The organism is Novosphingobium sp., assembly GCF_036803765.1.
Lineage (GTDB): Bacteria > Pseudomonadota > Alphaproteobacteria > Sphingomonadales > Sphingomonadaceae > Novosphingobium.
Genome location: NZ_DAIRTS010000004.1, coordinates 109,664 through 126,545, shown reverse-complemented (window position 1 = coordinate 126,545; position 16,882 = coordinate 109,664). Strand labels below are relative to the sequence as shown.

The window sequence follows — 16,882 nt, the reverse complement described above, 5'->3', positions numbered from 1 at the left end:
CCGGGGTCAGGCGGCAGGGTCCGCCACGCCGGGGCTGCCCACCACTTCCTCGAGTGCGCGATTGAGCGAGGCACCGGCGAACAGCGCCAGGGCCGAGAAGTAGAGCCAGGTCAGCAGCGCCACGATCGCGCCCAGCGAGCCGTAGGCCGCGCCGAAGCGGCCGATGTTGTTGGCGTAGGCGGAAAATCCCAGCGACAGGATCAGCCAGGCTGTGGCCGTCAGCACCGTGCCGGGACTGATCCAGCGCCATCGGCCCGAGGGGCAATCGGGCGCCCAGCGATAGAGGCTGGCGACCACCGCTGCGCCCATGGCGACGAAGATCACCGTCGAGACCACGCGCACGCCAAGCTCCACCAGCGGCGTTGCCGGCAGCCAGGTCGAGCCGATGAGGCTGGAGGCTGAGACCAGTGCGAAGGCGACGATGATCGCGACGATGAGGCCCGCGGTCACCGCCAGCGCGGTCAGTTGCAGGCTCAGGAACGAGCGGCCCTCTGTGCGGTCGTAGGCCCGATTGAGCGCGGCGATCAGCGCGGTTGCCGCCCCGCGCGCGCTAAAGATCGCGAGGAACAGAGCCACCACCAGAGCGATACCCTGCGGCCCCACCGCCTTCTGCAGGGCGAGGCGGATGGGTTCTTCCAGCACCGAGGCGGTGTCGGCGGGAAACACGCGGCGGATCTCGTCGAGATGGGTGGCCAGCGTCTCGGGCGCGGCCAGCAGGCCATAGGCCAGCGCCACCGCCGCGATCATCGGCGCAATGGCGAGGAACGCGAAGAACGCGACCCCGGCGGCCAGCAGCGAATGCTCGTCGACGGCCAGGCGCTCGCGCCAGCGGGTGAAGACGGGATTGGACCACGCGCGGCGGATGCGCGCGCCGATGGAGCCGGCGGGTGCGGGACCGGTGGATGACGTGTCGATGGCGTTCATTCCCCTCGCAACCAACACGGCCCTATTATGTTTCAGCAAGAGCGCGCATTTCCAGCACGCGAGAAGCCACGACGGACGCATGACCCAAACACCTACGCCCACGCAGACCGATGGCAGCACGCCGGTGGCCTTTGCCGCCGATCATTCGCCCGAAGTGGTTGAAACGACGCACAAGACCGACGCCGGCAGTTTCGAGGAAGCGGTGGCCGAGGTCGGCGAGGGTTCGATGCTCGGCTATCGCCTGACCCAGCAGGCGATCTTGTCCGACTTCGGCCTGCGCGCGCTGCAGCAATCCTCGCTCGACACCCTGCTCGACGATGCCGCGCGCAGCGCTGCGCAGGGCATGCGCACCAGCCTTGCCAAGATCCTCGAATATCGGCCCGAGCAGGGCGACCTGCTGATCCACGCCGGCGTCGGCTGGCGGGTGGGTGTGGTCGGCAAGGTCGCGATCGGGGCCGATGCCGAGTCCCCGGCAGGCTTTGCCTTCCAGAGCGGCTCGCCGGTCATCTCCAATCACCTCGAGCAGGAAGACCGCTTCCGCACGCCGTCGGTCATGGCGCATCACGGCGTGCGCCGGGCGATCAACGTCGTCATCGCGCGGATCGGCGGCCCCTGGGGCGTGCTCGAGGTCGACAGCTCGAACGCCGGCGAATTCGAGGCGGCAGACTTGGCCTTCCTGCAGGGGCTGGCCAACCTCGTCGGCGTCGCCTCGGATCGCATCGCCGTCGAGGAGCAGTTGCGCCAGGCGCTGGAGCACCAGCAGATGCTGGTCAAGGAGGCCAGCCACCGGGTCAAGAACAGCCTTGCCATGCTGTCCAGCCTGATGAAGATGCAGGCGCGCCGTGCCCGCACCGACGAGACGGCGGCGGCGCTCGGCGATGCTTCGGACCGCATCCTCGCGGTGGCGGCGACGCACGACCACGTCTGGCGCCAGGATGCCGGCGAGACGGTCGAGCTGTCGGAACTGCTGCCGCAACTGTGCCACCAGCTCGATGCGCAAGCCCCGCACCATGACGTTCACTGCGACATCGCCTCGTTCACGGTGTCGACCTCGGCGGCGATCTCGATTGCGCTGCTGGTCACCGAGGCCGTGACCAATGCCATCAAGTATGCCTATCCGGACAAGCCCGGCGGCCCGGTGTTCATCCGGCTCGAGGCGACCGGCGAGACCGCGCGGCTCACCGTCTCGGACGAGGGCGTGGGCCTGCCCCGGGGCTTTGACGCGGCCAAGGCGAAGACCAGCAGCCTCGGCGTGCGGCTCATCAACACCCTGTCCGCCGCGATCGGTCAGGAAGCGCAATATGGCGGCACGGGCGGGACGCGGGTCGTCGTGTCCGGCATCCGCCCGAGCGATTGAGCCGCGCCATGGCGAGCCAGCAAAGCCACGCGCCCTTCGATCTCGACCGCTTCGTGCAGGCGCAGAGTACGACCTATGCCACCGCGCTCGACGAGATACGGCGCGGGCGCAAGCACAGCCACTGGATGTGGTTCATCTTTCCGCAGATCACAGGGCTTGGCACCAGCCCCATGGCGCAGCGCTATGCGATCGCCACGCGCGCGGAAGCGCAAGCCTATCTCGCCCACGATGTTCTCGGCCCACGCTACCGCGCCTGCGTCGAGGCGCTGCAGGCGCTGCCGCACCGCGATGCGCAAGTGGTGTTCGGCGCGGTCGACGCGATGAAGCTGCGCTCGTCGCTGACGCTGTTCGCGGATGCTTCGGGTGAGGTGCCGATAGCCGAGGCCCTGCAGGAGTGGTTCGGCGCACCCGATAGGCAGACGCTGCGCCGGATGCGCGATCCGGAATAGAGGAGCGCATCGTGGATCCTCCCTGTGCCGAGGGCACGGGGAGGTGGCAGCGCGCGCAGCGGGCTGACGGAGGGGCCCGCCACCCCTCCACCACCCGCCATGCGGGCGGTCCCCCTCCCCATGCCTGCGGCACAGGGAGGATTTTGGTTTCACTCCCCGTCGGCCTCGCGGGTGATGATCTCCAGGAAGTTCCGGCACGGCAGGCTCGCGCCTTCGCTCAGATGCACGAGCCAGATCGAGGTGATCGATTCCGGGTCGGCGAGCGGGCGGTAGACCAGTTTGGCGGACTGCAGCGCGCAGAGCGATTCCGCCACCACCGCCACGCCGACGCCGGTCGCGGCCATGCCGAGCAGCGTCGAGACTTCGCGAACGCGATGTTCGATCATCGGCTCGACCCCCACGCCGCGCAGCATACCGAACAGTTCGTCGGTGAACGTCGCGCCGTGTTCGCGGGCGTAGACGATCATCGGCACACCGGCGAGATCACGCAGCGTCAGGTCGCGCTCTGCCAACGGGTGATCCGGGCGCAGCGCCACGAACAATCGCTCGCGCAGGATCGGCGTCACGGCGATGCCCTCGCCCATTTCCGGCCGGCACTTGCTGCGCACGAAGCACGCGTCGAGCGCATGGTCGGCGAGCGCGGTCGACTGAGCCGAGCCCGCCACTTCGGTGAGGTTGAGCTTCACGTCGGGATAGGCCTGGCGGAACGCGAAGACAGAGCGGGCGATCATCGGCACGAACGGCGCCGAGGCGTTGAAGCCGAGGTTCAATTCACCTAGCTCTCCCCGCGCGGCGCGATGCGCGATGTTGATCGCGCGTTCGGCCTGCTCGAGCGTGGCGCGAGCGGCTGGAAGGAAGGCTTCGCCGGCGCTGGTCAACTGCACGCTGCGGCTGGTGCGGTCGAACAGGCGCACGCCCAGTTCCGTCTCGAGCTGGCCGATCTGCTGGCTGAGCGGCGGCTGGGAGATGCCGAGCCGCGCAGCGGCGCGGGCGAAGTGCAGTTCCTCGGCGACCCCGACGAAATAGCGCAGATGACGTAGCTCCATGCACTGATACATACGACGTATCAATCATGCCGCAACTGATATTGGACCCCGAAGATTGCTGGATGCAGGGGCTTTTTTGCGGCTGCGAACGGGACCCGTGCCGCTTCGTCACTGTGGAGTCTCTGTCATGCGCTTGGCCGCCCGCCATTTCGCCCGCCTTTCCGGCCCATCCCTTGCGCGGTGCGGCTCTTGATCGGTATCGTTCGCATCGCGCTTGCGCGGCCGCTCACCTTCATCGTCATGGCCATCCTGATCCTGATTCTCGGCGTACTCGCCGCGATCAGGACCCCGGTCGACATCTTCCCCGACATCCGCGTGCCGGTGATCGCCACGGCCTGGCAATATAGCGGCCTTGCGCCCGACGAGATGTCGGGCCGGATCATCACGCCGTTCGAGCGCGTGCTGACCACGACGGTCAGCGACATCGACCACATCGAGAGCCAGTCGATGCAGGGCATCGGCGTGGTGAAGATCTATTTCCAGCCGGGCGCCGACATCCGCACGGCCACGGCGCAGGTCACCTCGGTCTCGCAGACGGTGCTCAAGCAGCTGCCGCCCGGCGTGACCCCGCCGCTGATCCTGAACTACAACGCCTCGACCGTGCCGATCCTCCAGCTCGCCCTCTCGGGCAAGGGCATGTCCGAGGGCCAGCTGTTCGATACCGCCCAGAACCAGATCCGCCCCTCGCTGGTGACGGTGCCGGGCGCCGCGATCCCCTATCCCTCGGGCGGTCGCCAGCGCCAGGTGCAGATCGACCTCGACCCCGAGGCGCTGCAATCCAAAGGCCTGTCGGCGCAGGACGTCGGCAATGCCATCGCCGCGCAGAACCAGATCAACCCCGCCGGCTTCGCCAAGATCGGCGGCTACCAGTACAGCATCAAGCTCAACAATGCGCCCGGATCGATCGAGGAGCTGAACGCGCTTCCGGTCAAGGTCGTCAATGGCGCGACGATCTACATGCGCGACGTGGCGCACGTGCGCGACGGCTCGGCGCCGCAGACCAACGTCGTCCACGTCGATGGCTCGCGCTCGGTGCTGATGACCGTGCTCAAGAGCGGTACGACCTCGACCCTGGCGATCGTCCAGGGCGTCAAGGATGCGCTGCCCAAGATCACCTCGACCCTGCCCGGCCTGAAGGTCGCGCCCATCGGCGACCAGTCGCTGTTCGTGAAGGCGGCGGTCGAGGGCGTGGTCAAGGAAGGCGTCATCGCTGCGGCGCTGACCTCGCTCATGATCCTGCTGTTCCTGGGCTCCTGGCGCTCGACCGTGATCATCGCCATCTCTATCCCGCTGGCGATCCTCGCGGCGATCATCGCGCTGTCGGCCACCGGCAATACGCTCAACATCATGACGCTGGGCGGATTGAGCCTGGCCGTCGGCATCCTCGTCGACGACGCGACGGTGACGATCGAGAACATCAACTGGCATCTCGAGCAGGGCAAGTCGGTCAAGGCCGCGATCCTCGACGGGGCGGCGCAGATCGTCACGCCCGCGTTCGTGTCGCTGCTGTGCATCTGCATCGTCTTCGTGCCGATGTTCTTCCTGCCGGGCATCGCCGGGTTCCTGTTCGTGCCGCTGGCGCTGTCGGTGGTCTTCGCAATGATCGCCTCCTTCGTGCTGTCACGCACGCTCGTGCCGACGATGGCGATGTTCCTGTTGCGGCCCCATGCCCCCGGCCACCTCCACGAGGCCGGCGCGCCGGGTTCGCGCAACCCGCTGGTCCGCTTCCAGCGCGCGTTCGAGCATCGCTTCGAAAAGGTCCGTGCAGGCTATGGCGGCCTGCTGGAAAAGGCGCTCGCCACCCCGCGGCCGTTCATCATCGCCTTTGCCGGCGTGGTGGTCGCGACGCTGTTCCTCGTGCCACTGCTGGGGCAGAACTTCTTCCCCAGCGTCGATGCCGGCGCCATGGCGATCCACGTCCGCGCACCGATCGGGTCGCGCATCGAGGATACCTCGGCGCAGTTCGATCGCATCGCCCGCACCATCCGCGGCGTGATCCCCAAGGACGAGCTGGTCTCGCTGGTCGACAACATCGGCCTGCCGGTCAGCTCGATCAACACGACCTACAACAATTCGGGCACCGTCGGCCCGCAGGACGGCGACATCCTGATCCAGCTGAGCAAGGACCACGCGCCGACCGCGGACTATGTGAAGAAGCTGCGCACGCTGTTGCCCAAGGCCTATCCCGGAACGCAGTTCTCGTTCCTGCCTGCGGACATCACCAGCCAGATCCTCAACTTCGGCGCCCCGGCCCCGATCGACATCCAGGTCTCGGGCCGCAACGCCGCGGCGAATGCGACCTATGCCCGCAAGATCCTGCGCCGGATCAGCACGATCGGCGGCGTGGCCGATGCGCGTATCCAGCAGTCGTCGCGCTATCCGCAGCTCGACGTCAACGTCGACCGCAGCCGCATCGGGCAGTTCGGGCTGACCGAGCGCGACGTGACCACCAGCGTAGCCAGCTCGCTCGCCGGCACCTCGCAGACCGCGCCGGTCTATTATCTCAACCCGGAGAACGGCGTGTCCTATGCGGTGGTCGCGCAGACCCCGGAATATCGCGTGGGCTCGATCAGCGACCTGTCCAACCTGCCCGTGACCGGTACGGCCGGCACCGGCGGCAGCCAGATCCTCGGCGGCATCGGCAATATCCAGCGCAGCAATGCCGCCGCCGTGATCTCGCACTACGACATCAACCCCGTGATCGACATCTTCGCCACCCCCAACGGGCGCGACCTGGGGGCGGTGTCGGCCGACATCGCCAAGGTGCTCGACGATCTGAAAGCCGAGGCGCCCAAGGGCGTGACGGTCACGATGCGAGGGCAATATGCGACGATGAACGCCGCGTTCTATGGCCTGGGCTTCGGCCTGCTCGGCGCGATCGTGCTGATCTACCTGCTCACCGTAGTCAACTTCCAGAGCTGGCTCGATCCGTTCGTGATCATCACCGCCCTGCCGGGCGCAGTCGCGGGCATCATCTGGATGCTGTTCACGACCGGCACCACGCTGTCGGTGCCCGCGCTGACCGGGGCGATCATGTGCATGGGCGTGGCGACGGCAAACTCGATCCTCGTGGTCAGCTTCGCGCGCGAGCGCCTGGCCGAACTGGGCGATGCCACCGCCGCCGCGCTCGAGGCCGGCATGGTCCGCTTCCGCCCGGTCCTGATGACCGCGCTTGCGATGGTCATCGGCATGCTGCCCATGGCGATCGGCTTTGGCGAAGGCGGCGAGCAGAACGCCCCGCTCGGCCGTGCGGTGATCGGCGGCCTGATCGTCGCCACCTTCGCGACGCTGATGTTCGTCCCCGTGATCTTCAGCCTGGTCCACAAGCGCAAGGCGGGTGCCACCCCGCCCGCAGACCGGCCCCTTTCGTTGGAGGAATCCCATGTCTGAGACCGGCCGGAGCCGCCTCAAAATCGCCGCAGCCGTCGCCGGGGTCGCCGCGATCGGCGTGGTCGCCACCGGCATCGCCATCCGCGCCAGCTCGGAACGCAGCCTTGCCGCCTGGACGCAGGAGCAGGCCGTCCCAACGGTCAGCGTGATCCACCCGCAGGTCGCCGCAGCGAGCGATGCCCTGCGCCTGCCTGCCAACCTGCAGGCGCTCAACAGCGCGCCGATCTATGCCCGTACCACCGGCTACGTGCAGCGCTGGCTGGTGGATCTTGGTGATACGGTGCGTCGGGGCCAGGTGCTGGCGATCCTCGATGCACCCGATGTCGAGCAGCAGCTCGCCGCCGCGCGCGCCGACCTGCAGACCGCGCGCGCCAACCAGCAACTCGCCCAGACCACCGCCACGCGGTGGAGCGCGATGCTGGCCAAGGACGCGGTGTCCAAGCAGGAAGCCGACGAGAAGCAGGGCGACCTGGCGGCCAAGTCCGCGCTCACCAATGCGGCGCGGGCGAACGTGGCGCGGCTCCAGGCGCTTACCGGGTTCACCCGGCTGGTCGCGCCGTTCGATGGCGTCGTCACCAGCCGCGCGACGCAGATCGGCGCGCTCGTGGTCGCGGGCAACGCCAGCTCGACCCCGCTGTTCACCGTGGCCGACGTCAGCCGGATCCGCGCCTATGTTAAAGTGCCGCAGGCCTATTCGACGCAGATCCACCCCGGCATGGAAGTCGCCCTGACGCTGCCCGAATATCCCGACCGGACGTTCAAGGCGCTGCTTACCCGCACCGCCGACGCCATAGATCCCGCCTCGGGTACGGTGCTGGTCGAAGTGCAGGCCGCCAATGGCGACCGCGCGCTCAAGCCCGGCTCCTATGCCCAGGCCAGCTTCCCGCTCAAGGGTGCCGGCAACGCCGTCACGCTGCCGCCGAGCACGCTGATCATCGGGTCCAACGGCACGCAGGTCGCCGTACTCGGCCGCGACGGCAAGGCACAGCTGCGCACGATCACCCTCGGCCGCGACGAAGGCAAGGTGGTCGAGGTCATCGCCGGCCTGGCGCCGGGCGACCGCGTAATCGACAACCCGCCGGACTCGCTGCAGACCGGCGACCGGGTCAAGGTGATCGCCGATGCGCGCAAATAAGGGCGTCCTGCTGGCGGCCACGCTGCTGGGCCTCTCCGCCTGCTCGATGGCGCCAGACTATCACCCGCCCGAAGTGGCCGCAGCCCCCGCCTACCGCGAAGGCGGGCCGTGGCAGACCGCGGGGGCGAACGTGCCACCGGCGGGCAAGTGGTGGCAGCTCTTCGCCGACCCCGCGCTCGACGCGCTGGAGGAACGGATCGAGGCGGGCAGCCCCAGCCTTGCCGCCGCGGTGGCCCGCTACGACCAGTCGCTGGCGACCGTACGGCGCAGCCGGGCCGACCTGCTGCCCGATGTCCAGCTCGGCGCCAATGTCGAGCGCGACCGGCTCTCCGCCGCGCGCCCGCTGTCGCAAGGCCGCGCGGTGACGTACACCAACACGCAGATCGGCGGCTCGCTGAGCTACGAGCTGGACCTGTTCGGCCGCATCCGCAACACGGTGAAGGCAAACCAGGCGAATGCGCAGGCCAGCGCCTCCGACGTCGCCGGCGTGCGTCTCGGGCTGCAGGCGCGGCTGGCCAGCGTCTATTTCGACATGCGCGGCCTCGACGCGCGGGTCGTGCTGCTGCGCCAGACGGTCGCGGCCTTCCAGCGCGCGTTCGACCTCACCGACGCGCGCCACGACGGCGGCATTGCCTCGGGCATCGACGTCAGCCGCGCGCAGAGCCAGCTGGCGAGCGCCAAGGCCGAACTCGACGCCGTCGCCGCCGACCGCGCGCGCGACGAGCACGCCATCGCGGTGTTGCTTGGCGAGAGCCCGTCGACCTTCACCGTGCCGGCGGTCGACGCCCTGATCGCCGCGCCCGCGATCCCGGCGGCGCTGCCCTCGACCCTGCTCGAGCGGCGCCCCGACATCGCCGCCGCCGAACGCCGCGTCGCGGCCGCCAATGCCCAGATCGGGGTGACGCGCGCGGCGCTGTTCCCGGCGATATCGCTGGGCGGCGCGGCCGGGTTCGAGGCGACCGGCGGCGACCTTCTGCACAGCGACAACAGCTTCTGGGCGCTAGGCCCGCTGTCGGCGGCACTGTCGATCTTCGATGGCGGGGCGCGGCGCGCCAACATCCGCATCTCGCGCGCGCAATACGACGAAGCCGCCGCCAATTACCGCGAGACGGTGCTGACCGCCTTTCGCGAAGTGGAGGACGATCTCGCCACCGGGCGCCACCTGATCGACCAGGAACGCAACCAGAGCATGGCCGCCGCCGCCGCCGAGCGGACGCGCGACCTTGCCATGACCCGCTACCGCGACGGTGCCGCCGATTTCCTCGAGGTGACGATCGCCCAGACCGCCGCCCTCGACGCGCAGCGCGCCCTGCTGGTCATCCGTGCGCAGCAACTGGCCGTCGCCACCGACACGGTCCGCGCCCTGGGCGGTCTGTACTGAACAGGCGGGTCGTATCGAGGGGGCGCCCTGCCCCCTCGATACCATGCTGCCGGTGACAGGATCATCCTTGCGCCGCCATCGAGCGGGCGACCTCGGCCGCGCTGATGCCTTCGAGTGCAAGGCCGTGCCCGACGCCTTCGTCGACCAGGCGCCGCAGCGGCTGCGTCAGCGCGATGCGCGTGTAGCGGCTGGTGAGCGGCGGCAGCGCGGCGATGCCGTCGGCGATCTCGTGCGCGCGGGCCAGAAGGCGATCGGCGGGGACGATCTCGTTCACCACGCCATAGTCTCGTGCCGTCGCCGCATCGAGAACCTGGCGCGTCAGCAGGAAATAGCGGCGGCGGATCGAGCCGATGACGTGGGGCCACAGGACATGGACCCCGTCGCCGGGCACGATGCCGAATTCGAAGTGCGGCTTGTCCTGGAAAACCGTCTCGGGCGTTGCGAGAACGATGTCCGTCAGCAGCGCGTATTCGCTGTGAAGCAGCACCGGCCCGTTCAGCGCGGCGATCATCGGCACCTCGATGTCGAGGATGTTGGACAGCACCTTGCGCCCCTCGCGCAGGATCTTGTCATAGCCCCGGGGGCTGAAGAAGTCGAAACCCTCAGGCTCGATCGTATCCATGAAGGCGTCGCCGGTGCCGGTCAGGATGACGACGCGATTATCGCGGTCCTCGCCGATCTCGTGGAACAGGGCGACGAACTGTTCGTGCGTATGGCCGTTGAAGACGAGCTTGCCGCCACCGGTGTGCAGCGCGACTTCCAGGACGCCGTTGTCCTTGCGGGTCAGGCGGGCATTGGGAAAGGCGTCGCGATAGGTTTCGAACGTCGACATGGTGCAGATCCTCGTGGTTGGCCGCCCGGAAGCGGCGGCATGAGGATCAGCTAGTCGATCGCAGGGACGAACGGCCGATGGCGCGAAGCGATAAGCCCTATGCCTGCGGGGAATAGCGCCCCGCCATCGCCGCTTCCACGAAGCTGGCGAACTGGCGGGCCTTGGCACTGACCATGCGGCCGGCGGGAAACACGGCCCACAGGTCGATCGGGGGAAGCGCCCAGTCCGCGAGAACGCGCCGGACCTCCCCGCTCTCCAGTTCGGGGACGAACATCCAGTCCGATCCGATCGTCAGGCCCATGTCCGCGAGCACGGCCGCGCGCAATCCCTCCGCGGCGCTGACCCGCACGCGGCCGCGCACCGTCACCGAGGCGACCGTTCCCTCCCGCGTGAACGACCAGGTATTCGACAACTGGCTGTAGATGATGGTCTCGTGCCCGGCGAGATCGGCCGGCACCAACGGCTCGCCCGCGCGGGCCAGATAGCGCGGTGTCGCGAACACCGAGCGCCCGCCCGCCACCAGCCTGCGCGCGACTGCCGATGAATCGGGCAGCGCGCCCATGCGCAGCGAGATGTCGATTCCTTCCGAGACGAGGTCGATGACGCGATCGTCGAGGATCACGTCGATCTCCAGCCCGGGGTTTTCCTCGAGGAAGCGCGGCAGCAACGGTATGATGTGCAGCCGCGCAAACGTGGTCGCCGCGGACACGCGCAGGCACCCCGTCAGCCCGGCCCCCGCCCCCCGTGCGTCAAGCTCGGCTTCATCGGCCTCCTGGATCGCGGCCTTGGCACGCTCGTAGAAGCGCTGGCCGGCCTCGGTCGGCGTCAGGCCATGAGTGGAGCGGATCAGCAGGCTGACCTGTAGCCTGCCCTCGAGTTGCGCGATGGTCTTCGAGACGGCGGGCTGGCCGACATTGAGCTGGCGCGCCGCGGCCGAGAAGGACCCCGTCTCCACCACCCGGACGAGCGTCTGCATTGCCTGATATCGATCCATGCCATTCCTCCTCGGAATGAGCGTTATCGCTCAGGCGGGCCTGCCATGTCGAGCGGCATGGAGGCATTCGATGGGCACGCCTTCGGACAATCGACCGAACCGGCGACCCGCCTCCCACTCGCGTGGCCCCCGCCGTGCCAGGATACGGAGCCGGTCCCCCTTCGAGGATACGCGCGATGCTAGATGTCTATGCCTTCCCCACGCCCAACAGCATCAAGGTGCCGATCGCGCTGGAGGAACTGGGTCTCGACTATACCCTCCATGGCGTCAACATCCGTCAGGGCGCACAAAAGACCCCGGATTTCCTGGCGCTCAACCCCAATGCCAAGGTGCCGGTACTCGTCGACGGCGACGCCGCGAAGGGTAGACTCGTCCTGACCGAGTCCGCTGCGATCCTCGTCCATCTGGCCGAGAAGACCGGCAAGCTCCTGCCCGCTGCGGGCGAGGCCCGCGCGCGCGTGTTCGAGCAATTGTTCTTTCACGCCTCGGGCCTTGGCCCGGCGTTCGGGCAGGCCGGCTTCTTCCAGCGCGCCGCCGCCGAGCCGCAGCCGATCGCCATCGAACGCTTTTCTACCGAAACCCGGCGGACGCTCATGGTGCTCGACGGTGCCCTGGCAGCGCGGCCGTTCGTTGCCGGCGACAACTTCACCATCGCCGACATCGCCCATTTCGGGTGGCTCTGGCGCCGCGAGTTTGCCGGCGTCGCGCTGGACGACACCCCGCACGTCGCGCGGTGGTACGCGCAGGTCGAAGACCGCCCGGCCGTGCGCCGCGCCATCGCGGCGGTCGAAGCCCTTGTCCCCGCTGCCTGACGACCATTCCCATGTGGAATGAGCGATAGTCGCACGAGGCGCCTGCCATTCCCAACCCCGTCACTGCATGTTCCCCCTGCCACCCCGAACAGGACCTTACGCCATGACCCTGCAAGCCAAGCTCGACGCATTCCGGACCGATTTCGAAGCCGGCAAGCCGCCGTACAACGTCCCACCCTCGGTGATCGAGACGATGCACCGGGCAACCGCCGAACTGATCGCCAGCGGTGACGCCACCCGCGCGCTTCAGGCCGGTGACATGGCCCCGGCCTTCACGCTCAAGGACCCCGATGGCCAGGCGATTGCCTCCACCGACCTGCTCGCCCGGGGGCCACTCGTGGTCAGCTTCTATCGCGGCGTCTGGTGCCCCTATTGCAACATGGAACTCCAGGCGCTCCAGGCTGCGCTTCCAGCGTTCCGTGCCCTCGGCGCCAGCCTGGTGGCCATCTCGCCGCAGACGCCGGTCAACAGCCGCAAATCGGTGCGGCAGAACGAGCTCGGCTTCCCGATCCTGTCCGACACGCACAACGACGTCGCCGCCGCCTTCGGCCTGCGCTTCACGCTGCCGGACTACCTGGTCGATCTCTACAAGAGCCTGAAGAACGACCTGCCCACGTTCAACGGCGACCCGAGCTGGACGCTGCCGATGCCGGGCCGCTTCGTGATCGGCCAGGACGGCACGATCCTCTATGCCGAGGTCAATCCAGACTACACCCGCCGCCCCGAGCCCGAGGACATGCTGCCCGCGCTGCGCCGCGCCGCCGCCGTGAGCGCCTGATCGTCCTTTGGCTTTCACCACCCAGCCTTCGTGACCCATGGCCCGGTTGCCGCGGCAGCCGGGCCCACCCCCGTGAAGAGAGGCCTGATGCCCCGCACTTTCCTCATCACCGGCGCCAGCAAGGGCATCGGCCTCGCCCTCGCCCATCGCCTGGCCCACGATGGTCACCACGCCGTCGGCCTGGCACGCGGGCGCATCGCCGACTTTCCCGGCACCCTCGTTGCGGTCGACCTGGCCGATCCCGTGGCAACCGACGAGACCTTGCGCGACCTTGCCCGGCGCCATGCGTTCGATGGCGTGGTCAACAACGTCGGCCTCGTCCGTCCGCAACGGCTTGGCGCGATCGCGCTGCCGGATCTGGAAGCGGTCATGCGGGTCAATCTCAATCCCGCACTCCAGGCGGTGCAGGCGCTGCTCCCTGGAATGGCCAGGCGCCGCTGGGGACGGATCGTCAACATCGCGAGCCTGACCGTGCTCGGCGCGGTGGAGCGGACCGCTTATGCCGCCGCGAAAGCCGCGCTCGTCAGCTTCAGCCGCAGCTGGGCGCTCGAACTGGCCGCGACCGGCATTACCGTCAACGCGGTCTCGCCCGGGCCCACCGAGACCGAGCTTTTCCGCGCCAACAATCCGCCGGGCAGCGAGGGGGAACGGCGCTATCTCTCGGGCGTACCGATGGCGCGCTTTGGGCAGCCCGACGAAATCGCTGCCGCCATCGCCTTCCTCCTCTCCGAGGAGGCGGGCTTCATCACCGGGCAGACCTTGCACGTCGACGGCGGAGCGTCGATCGGCAAGGCTGCGTTCTAGGTCGTAAATTCATAAATGGAGAACAGCATGACCAAGCAGACAGTCCTCGTCGTCGGAGCATCCCGCGGGCTCGGCCTGGCGCTGGCCGAGGAATGGCTCGGGCGCGGTTGGCACGTCATCGCAACGGCGCGTGGCGCGTCCGCTGCGCTGGCAAGCCTCGCCGAGCGCTTTCCCGCCACCCTCGAGATCGAGACCGTCGACATCAACGACGCCGCCGGCGTCGCAGCCCTGCGCGATCGCCTCGCCGGCCGCCGTCTCGATGTCGTGTTCGTCAACGCCGGCATCGCGCGCGCCATCGAGGCCAGCCCCGCCACGGCCAGTGAGGCGGACTACCTCGACATGATGCTGACCAACGCCTTTTCGCCCGTCCGCGCGGCCGAGCATCTGCGCGACCTGGTGCCAGCGGGCGGAACGATCGCGCTGATGACGTCGGAGCTGGGCAGCATCGCCAATGCCGGCGGCGGATGGCAGCTCTATTCGTCGAGCAAGGCCGCCCTCAACATGCTGATGAAGGGCTATGCCGCGAAGAATGCCGCGGATGGCCACACCCTGCTGCTCGTCGCGCCTGGCTGGGTGCGGACCGAAATGGGCGGCGACGATGCCACGCTGTCGATCGAAGAGAGCATTCCGCTCGTCGTCGACATGATCGGCGCCAACCAGGGCAAGCCCGGCCTGCGGTATGTCGACCGGTTCAACGGCGAATTGCCGTGGTGATGGCCGGGATGCAGGGCCTTGCCATGGTGGTGAGTCCAGCTGGGTTCGAACCAGCGACCTACTGATTAAAAGTCAGTTGCTCTACCGACTGAGCTATGGACCCCCGGGGCCGCGGTGCGGCGTCAGGCAAGGCTGCGTCACCTAAGGACAGGGCGGCGGCGGGTCAAGCGGGTGTGGAGGTGTTTTGTCGAAAGCCCGGTCAGCGGGTCGCGCCACTGCGGTGCGATGGCTGCGGCCGGGCCGAGGACGAAGGGGCGCTGGCGGCAGGCCGGGTGCGGAATGACGAGGTTGGCGTGGATGTCCGCCAAGGCGCCGCCCGACCAGAACACGATGTCGAGATCGAGCGTGCGCGCGCGCCACGGGGCGCCGCGGCGGACGCGGCCGAAGCGGTGCTCCAGCGCCTGGAGCCGCGCGAGCACCATGGCCGGCTCGAGCGGGGTCAGGACGATCGCGCAGGCATTGGCGTAGCGCCGGCGCGAGGGGCCGACCGGCGCGCTGGCGATGATTGGCGAGAGCGCCTCCAGCTCGAGCCCGGCATCGTCGAGCGCGCGCGCGGCGGCGCGCAATACCTGCGCCGGGGCGCCGTGCACCGCGTGGCGCACGTTCGATCCCAGCGCGATCAGGTAGCGGTGGCGCGGCCGGCCGTGCTTCACCCGTCTCCCCTCCCCCGGAAATAGCCCCCCGGAACTGGCCCGGTCCGGGCTCAGATGTCCTCGGCCAGCCGCGTATAGAGCTGCGGCCGGCGATCGCGGAAGAAGCCCATGCCGGCGCGATGGCGCGCCGCCGCGGCAAGGTCGAGCGTCGCGACCAGCGCACCGGTTTCATCGCAGCCGTATTCGGCCAGGTAGTCGCCCCACTGGTCGGTGATGAAGCTGTGGCCGTAGAACGCCTGGTCGTTTTCCTCACTGCCGATGCGGTTGGCGGCCACCACCGGCATGCAGTTCGAGGCGGCATGGCCGAGCATGGCGCGGCGCCAGACGCGGCTGGTGTCGAGCTCGGCGTCGTAGGGTTCGCTGCCGATCGCGGTGGGATAGAACAGCACCTCGGCGCCCATCAGCGCCATGGCGCGCGCACATTCGGGATACCACTGGTCCCAGCACACGCCGACGCCTATGCGCGCGCCGAATACGTCCCACACCTTGAACCCGGTATTGCCCGGACGGAAATAGTACTTTTCTTCGTAGCCGGGGCCATCGGGGATGTGGCTCTTGCGATAGGTGCCCATGATCTCGCCGTCGGCGCCGATCATCGCCAGCGTGTTGTAGTAATGCTGGCCATCTCGCTCGAAGAAGCTGGTGGGGATGGCGATGCCGAGCCCCTTGGCCAGCGCGCGCATTGCCTTGACCGAGGGATCGTTGTCGAGCGGATGCGCCAGCGCAAACCGCGCCTCGTCCTCGGTCACGCAGAAATAGGGGCCGGCGAACAGTTCGGGCGGCAGCACCACCTGCGCGCCTCGCGCGGCGGCCTGCTCCACCAGGGCGGAGACGGCGGCAATGTTGGTCGCCGCGTCGGGCGAGTTGAGCGCAAGCTGCAGCGCGGCGACGGAAAGCTGGGTCATGGCTGCGCATCTATGCCGTCTGCGCCGCCAATTCAACGACGGGAGGATGACAGCGCGCCCCCCGCTTCCTATCTGACGCAGCAAGTCTCGAATGAAAGGATCCCCCCTCATGGCGCAGGCCATTCTCGCCGGCGGTTGTTTTTGGTGCACCGAAGCGGTGTTCCGCGACGTCATCGGCGTCTCGCAAGTCGAAAGCGGCTATATCGGCGGCACGCTTGCCGACCCGACCTACAAGCAGGTGTGCAGCGGCACGACCGGCCACGCCGAAGCGATCCGCGTGACCTTCGACCCCGAAGTCATCCACTACGGCCAGTTGCTCGACATCTTCTTCGCCACGCACGACCCGACGCAGCTCAACCGCCAGGGCAACGACGTGGGCACGCAGTACCGCTCGGCCCTGTTCCCGCTCGACGATGCGCAGCGCGAAGAGGCTGAGGCCGCCATTGCCCGCGCCCAGGCCGAGCGTGATGCGCCGATCGTCACCACGCTGGAGCCGGTCGCCGAATGGTATCCGGCCGAGGACTATCACCAGGAGTACTGGGAAGGCGAAGGCCAGCGCAATCCGTATTGCATGGCGGTGATCCCGCCCAAGCTGATGAAGCTGCGCAAGAGCTTCGCCAATCGCGTGAAGGCTTGAGGGCTTAACCGGCCCTCCCCCTGCCCCTCCCGCATGCGGGAGGGGAGAAGGTGGCTTCGTTCGCTCCCCTC

The 16,882-nt window shown here is 68.4% G+C and carries 16 protein-coding genes and 1 tRNA gene; 10 read left to right on the top strand and 7 right to left on the bottom strand.

The genetic code is table 11. The features are described 5' to 3' along the window. Positions 1-6: 6 nt before the first annotated feature. Positions 7-924 carry a YihY/virulence factor BrkB family protein gene (locus tag V7Q48_RS03975; RefSeq protein ID WP_333836408.1) on the bottom strand — a complete coding sequence of 306 codons (918 nt, stop codon included), beginning with the start codon at positions 922-924 and terminating at the stop codon, positions 7-9. Between the two features lie 79 nt (positions 925-1,003). Between V7Q48_RS03975 and V7Q48_RS03970 the strand changes: the two genes are divergently transcribed. After that, positions 1,004-2,281 (top strand): sensor histidine kinase, encoded by a 1,278-nt coding sequence (locus V7Q48_RS03970; protein ID WP_333836407.1) that lies wholly within the window; start codon positions 1,004-1,006, stop codon positions 2,279-2,281. A gap of 8 nt (positions 2,282-2,289) precedes the next feature. Further along, entirely contained in the window at positions 2,290-2,730 is a 441-nt protein-coding gene (locus V7Q48_RS03965) for a DUF1810 domain-containing protein (RefSeq protein WP_333836406.1), read from the top strand. Between the two features lie 149 nt (positions 2,731-2,879). Here the strand turns inward: V7Q48_RS03965 and V7Q48_RS03960 are convergent, their stop codons facing one another. Then, positions 2,880-3,776 carry a LysR family transcriptional regulator gene (locus V7Q48_RS03960; RefSeq protein ID WP_333836405.1) on the bottom strand — a complete coding sequence of 299 codons (897 nt, stop codon included), beginning with the start codon at positions 3,774-3,776 and terminating at the stop codon, positions 2,880-2,882. A gap of 189 nt (positions 3,777-3,965) precedes the next feature. On the opposite strand from V7Q48_RS03960, the gene V7Q48_RS03955 reads away from it, so the two are divergent. From V7Q48_RS03955 to V7Q48_RS03945, 3 genes are read left to right on the top strand one after another with little or no spacing between them, the layout of a single operon-like run. After that, on the top strand, positions 3,966-7,166 hold the full coding sequence (locus V7Q48_RS03955) for an efflux RND transporter permease subunit (RefSeq protein WP_333836404.1): 3,201 nt from the start codon (positions 3,966-3,968) through the stop codon (positions 7,164-7,166). Further along, on the top strand, positions 7,159-8,301 hold the full coding sequence (locus tag V7Q48_RS03950; protein ID WP_333836402.1) for an efflux RND transporter periplasmic adaptor subunit: 1,143 nt from the start codon (positions 7,159-7,161) through the stop codon (positions 8,299-8,301). Before V7Q48_RS03955 ends, V7Q48_RS03950 begins: the two co-directional genes overlap by 8 nt. Beyond that, complete coding sequence (locus tag V7Q48_RS03945; protein ID WP_333836401.1) at positions 8,288-9,682, top strand: efflux transporter outer membrane subunit; 1,395 nt, start codon at positions 8,288-8,290, stop codon at positions 9,680-9,682. The genes V7Q48_RS03950 and V7Q48_RS03945 overlap by 14 nt, the downstream gene beginning before the upstream one ends. A 61-nt stretch (positions 9,683-9,743) precedes the next feature. On the opposite strand, the gene V7Q48_RS03940 is transcribed toward V7Q48_RS03945, so the two are convergent. Together V7Q48_RS03940 and V7Q48_RS03935 are read right to left on the bottom strand one after the other, a co-directional pair. Continuing rightward, on the bottom strand, positions 9,744-10,514 hold the full coding sequence (locus V7Q48_RS03940; RefSeq protein WP_333836399.1) for an enoyl-CoA hydratase/isomerase family protein: 771 nt from the start codon (positions 10,512-10,514) through the stop codon (positions 9,744-9,746). Positions 10,515-10,611: 97 nt separating this feature from the next. Further along, a complete protein-coding gene (locus V7Q48_RS03935) occupies positions 10,612-11,508 on the bottom strand; it encodes a LysR family transcriptional regulator (RefSeq protein ID WP_333836398.1) in 897 nt (298 codons plus the stop codon). A gap of 176 nt (positions 11,509-11,684) precedes the next feature. Between V7Q48_RS03935 and V7Q48_RS03930 the strand changes: the two genes are divergently transcribed. The 4 genes from V7Q48_RS03930 to V7Q48_RS03915 all read left to right on the top strand — a co-directional run bounded on the left by V7Q48_RS03930 (position 11,685) and on the right by V7Q48_RS03915 (position 14,616). Beyond that, positions 11,685-12,320: a glutathione S-transferase family protein gene (locus tag V7Q48_RS03930; RefSeq protein WP_333836397.1), complete on the top strand. Its 636-nt coding sequence runs from the start codon at positions 11,685-11,687 to the stop codon at positions 12,318-12,320. A 103-nt stretch (positions 12,321-12,423) separates the two neighbouring features. Beyond that, positions 12,424-13,098 carry a peroxiredoxin-like family protein gene (locus V7Q48_RS03925; protein WP_333836396.1) on the top strand — a complete coding sequence of 225 codons (675 nt, stop codon included), beginning with the start codon at positions 12,424-12,426 and terminating at the stop codon, positions 13,096-13,098. 87 nt (positions 13,099-13,185) lie between these two features. Next, positions 13,186-13,902 (top strand): SDR family oxidoreductase, encoded by a 717-nt coding sequence (locus V7Q48_RS03920; protein ID WP_333836395.1) that lies wholly within the window; start codon positions 13,186-13,188, stop codon positions 13,900-13,902. Positions 13,903-13,929: 27 nt separating this feature from the next. Further along, positions 13,930-14,616 (top strand): SDR family NAD(P)-dependent oxidoreductase, encoded by a 687-nt coding sequence (locus V7Q48_RS03915; RefSeq protein WP_333836394.1) that lies wholly within the window; start codon positions 13,930-13,932, stop codon positions 14,614-14,616. A gap of 27 nt (positions 14,617-14,643) precedes the next feature. On the opposite strand, the gene V7Q48_RS03910 is transcribed toward V7Q48_RS03915, so the two are convergent. The 3 genes from V7Q48_RS03910 to aguB all read right to left on the bottom strand — a co-directional run bounded on the left by V7Q48_RS03910 (position 14,644) and on the right by aguB (position 16,174). Continuing rightward, positions 14,644-14,719, bottom strand: a tRNA-Lys gene (locus V7Q48_RS03910). Positions 14,720-14,753: 34 nt separating this feature from the next. After that, positions 14,754-15,269, bottom strand: a complete 516-nt coding sequence (gene folK / locus V7Q48_RS03905) for a 2-amino-4-hydroxy-6-hydroxymethyldihydropteridine diphosphokinase (RefSeq protein ID WP_333836393.1) — start codon at positions 15,267-15,269, stop codon at positions 14,754-14,756. Positions 15,270-15,319: 50 nt separating this feature from the next. Then, the gene (gene aguB, locus V7Q48_RS03900; RefSeq protein WP_333836392.1) at positions 15,320-16,174 is read right to left on the bottom strand and encodes an N-carbamoylputrescine amidase; all 855 of its coding nucleotides are present in this window, start codon (positions 16,172-16,174) and stop codon (positions 15,320-15,322) included. Positions 16,175-16,283: 109 nt separating this feature from the next. Here aguB and msrA point away from each other — a divergent pair, with 109 nt between their 5' ends. After that, positions 16,284-16,811, top strand: coding sequence for a peptide-methionine (S)-S-oxide reductase MsrA (gene msrA / locus V7Q48_RS03895; RefSeq protein ID WP_333836391.1), 528 nt, complete (start codon positions 16,284-16,286; stop codon positions 16,809-16,811). Positions 16,812-16,882 lie beyond the last annotated feature (71 nt).